Origin of the sequence: Faecalibacterium sp. An192 (assembly GCF_002160175.1) — a bacterium.
In the GTDB taxonomy this organism is placed as follows: domain Bacteria; phylum Bacillota; class Clostridia; order Oscillospirales; family Ruminococcaceae; genus Faecalibacterium.
The window spans coordinates 1-2796 of the sequence record NZ_NFKB01000112.1 but is presented as its reverse complement, the minus strand read 5'-3'; the positions used below and the strand labels follow the sequence as shown (position 1 = coordinate 2796).

The 2796-nt window shown below is 50.5% G+C and carries 2 protein-coding genes and 2 pseudogenes; 3 read left to right on the top strand and 1 reads right to left on the bottom strand.

The features are described 5' to 3' along the window. The 3 genes and pseudogenes from B5F27_RS16890 to B5F27_RS16020 all read left to right on the top strand — a co-directional run. Positions 1 to 458: pseudogene (locus B5F27_RS16890) on the top strand (hypothetical protein); the annotation flags it as partial. Between the two features lie 13 nt (positions 459 to 471). Beyond that, positions 472 to 1215, top strand: a complete 744-nt coding sequence (locus B5F27_RS16025) for a hypothetical protein (protein ID WP_087369044.1) — start codon at positions 472 to 474, stop codon at positions 1213 to 1215. A gap of 137 nt (positions 1216 to 1352) precedes the next feature. Next, entirely contained in the window at positions 1353 to 2540 is a 1188-nt protein-coding gene (locus B5F27_RS16020; RefSeq protein WP_087369043.1) for a hypothetical protein, read from the top strand. Between the two features lie 154 nt (positions 2541 to 2694). Here the strand turns inward: B5F27_RS16020 and B5F27_RS16680 are convergent. Then, a pseudogene (locus B5F27_RS16680) lies at positions 2695 to 2796 on the bottom strand (IS5/IS1182 family transposase); the annotation flags it as partial.

Here is a 2796-nt window from a genome sequence, read left to right as displayed (position 1 = left end):
GCAACACCTTCCGCTGGAAGTTCATCCCCCGGGATGAGGAAGTGATTGCCCTTCTGGTTCAGCTGGAAGCGGACTTCTGGCAGCACGTCCAGAGCGAGACTCCGCCGCCCCTGGATGGCTCCAGTGCGTCGGCCCGGTTCCTAGCCGAGCGGTTTCCCAGCAGTGTGCCCCGTTCCACTGTGGCACTGCCTGAGAACGCCGCCGCCCTGGTTCAGCAGTACGACGAGGCCAGCCAGCAGATCAAGGCACTCACCGAGCGGAAACAGGAAGCCGAAAACCTCTTGAAGGAAATGCTGGGCGACCACGAAACCGGCACGGCTGGGAATCATCTTGTTACATGGAAAAATGTTGTACAGGAACGACTGGACACCAAGATCCTGAAAGCCGAGCATCCGGCCCTCTACAAGAAGTACGCCAACCAAACCAGCTGCCGTCGGTTTACCATCAAGAGCTTATAAGGAGGAAGAAACCATGGAACAGATGAACCTGAAAGACCGCCTGAGCGCCAAAGTCGAGACCCTGCAGACCGCCCCGGCTCTGCCGTCCTCGGACTACCTGGCTTTGAACAACAGCACTCTGGATCTGATTCACGAGAACCTGAAGGACCAGCCCCTGACCTACCAGATGTTCGACGTGGTCAAGTCGCCCTCGGGCGGCTCCACCGTCTTTACGGTGCCGGGGCTGACCGGTGAGGAGGCAGAAAAAGAGCTGACCGGGATTATCCTGGATTACACCCTGCCCCGGGCCTACTGGGATACCCCCGACCCGGTGGAGGGTACGCCGCCCACCTGCCTCAGCCATAACAGCCTTGTCTCAGAGAGCGGCAAGCCCTGCGCCCGCTGCCCCTTTAACGATTACGGCTCCAAGGACGGTGAGACGGGGGCCAAGGCCTGCAAGGAGTCGGTGCTGTTGTTCCTGCTGCGGCCGGGCAATGTCCTGCCCTTGTTGGTGCGGGTGCCGGTGACCAGCAAGGGCCTGTTCCTCCGGTACACCGCCCGGCTCACCAGCGCTTTGACCCCGTTGAACGGGGTGGTCACCCGGATCTCCCTCAAAAAGGCTACCAGCCGGGGAGGCAAGCCCTACGCCCTCTTTCACTTTGAGGCGGTCAGCGCCCTCAGCCCCGAAGAAGCCGCCAGCGCCAAAGCCTTTGCCCGCCAGTTCATGGAGGCGGTGAAGGCCAGCGAGGCGATGCCCAAGCTGGAGGCAGCAGGGTAAAAATAGAGCTCAGGGCATGTCTTTTATTACAAATGCCCTGAGCTTTTTTTGTAGGAAATCACGTTTGTTGGATAAATAGATCAAATATCTGGGGAGATTTGCTATACTTGTCTCAAAAAAGCAAGGAGGCAAGGGCGATGGAAAATCTGAAAACGGATTGGATGGTAGTTACACAGAAAAAACAGATTGATATGGATCAAACCGACCCTAAGAAAGATAAAGCCAGCAAGAAAAATAAGGACGCAAAAAAGGACTCGAAAAAGAAAAAACTATATAAAGGGATGACCATCCAGCTGGAAGGGCCATATCGTAAGATAGAGTATTCTCTCTATCGACCTGCCAAAGGGGAGGCGTACAGACCACTGCAGGGCGCTAAAGTGGAACCCACATTGATCAAGAAAAAGAGTCCGACATGGAAGATGAAAAAAGTGAATGTAAAATATTCGCAAAGTAACGCTTCATCGACGGTTCGGGCGTTTTTCGACTTTCCAAGGGGCGGCGAGGAGGAAAGCCAGAAGGAAAGAGCAAAACTGCAATTGATGATTTTGCTGGGACAGATTGCCTCTGTTCTGATGAAGAACAATTTTACATTGCCTGTGGTCTATTTGGGACAAGGGTCCAAAGAAATCTACGATACAATAAAAGCATTGTTGATTGCAGTACAGGGGGAAGGAACTTGGGAAGGAACAGGATGTGGACTAGATCGAAGTTGGCTGATCCAACCCACAGTTTGGGAAAATGCTTCTTGTGCTTCCCGAGACATGATCGATTATATTAGCGGCTGGAATGAAGATGGAGAGAAGTTTTGGGTTGGCTATGCTGAAAGTGCGGTGGCAATCAAGGCGGATGTGGACGAAACGATCCGAAATGAGATTTTGAAAACTTCGGAATTTATGGCTCCCATTCTGTTTGAAAAACCAGGGAGAAAAAAGGCGGGACATACTGAGATCAAGATACAGGGTACTTGCCTGATTGGATTGCAGACAAAAACGAAATCTTGCTTAGCAAACAGTGGAAATATGCATGAATGGATCGAACAGTTTATATGTGATTTTCATAAAAATGTGGAGTATGAATACAATGGAAGGAAAATGCCTCTGCAGGATATTTGGAGAAATAGAATAGAACTTTATCGTCCGCCCATGGATCAGAAAAATCATGAACAATCCATCGAAGAGGAAGATCTTTGGTGTGCAGCCATGGCCTTCTTAGAACAGCTGCTTGATTTTTTGAAAAACTATGGGATATTGAAAAAACAGACGCAGATGAAATCCTTTACAATTATGGCAACTGGGTTCTGCCTGGATCTCCTCAGATGCGTGTAATAGAACCAATTTGTCGGCCGGTTGCGTTGCTTAATCAACCTGTATCCTCGGGAAAATATGATGACCTGGATATATTTTATGAATTTCTATGGGAGTATGAGTTTTGTGTTAAACATGTATGCGAAAAGGCAAAGCATGGGTCGCCTAAGAGCACCTAACAAAACCGAAAAGCGATCAAAGCGGCAGCAAGGGTGAAAAAAGCCAAATGGATATCAGCTCTGCGTTCATATCGGACGAGCAGGCGCCTGTATCGATG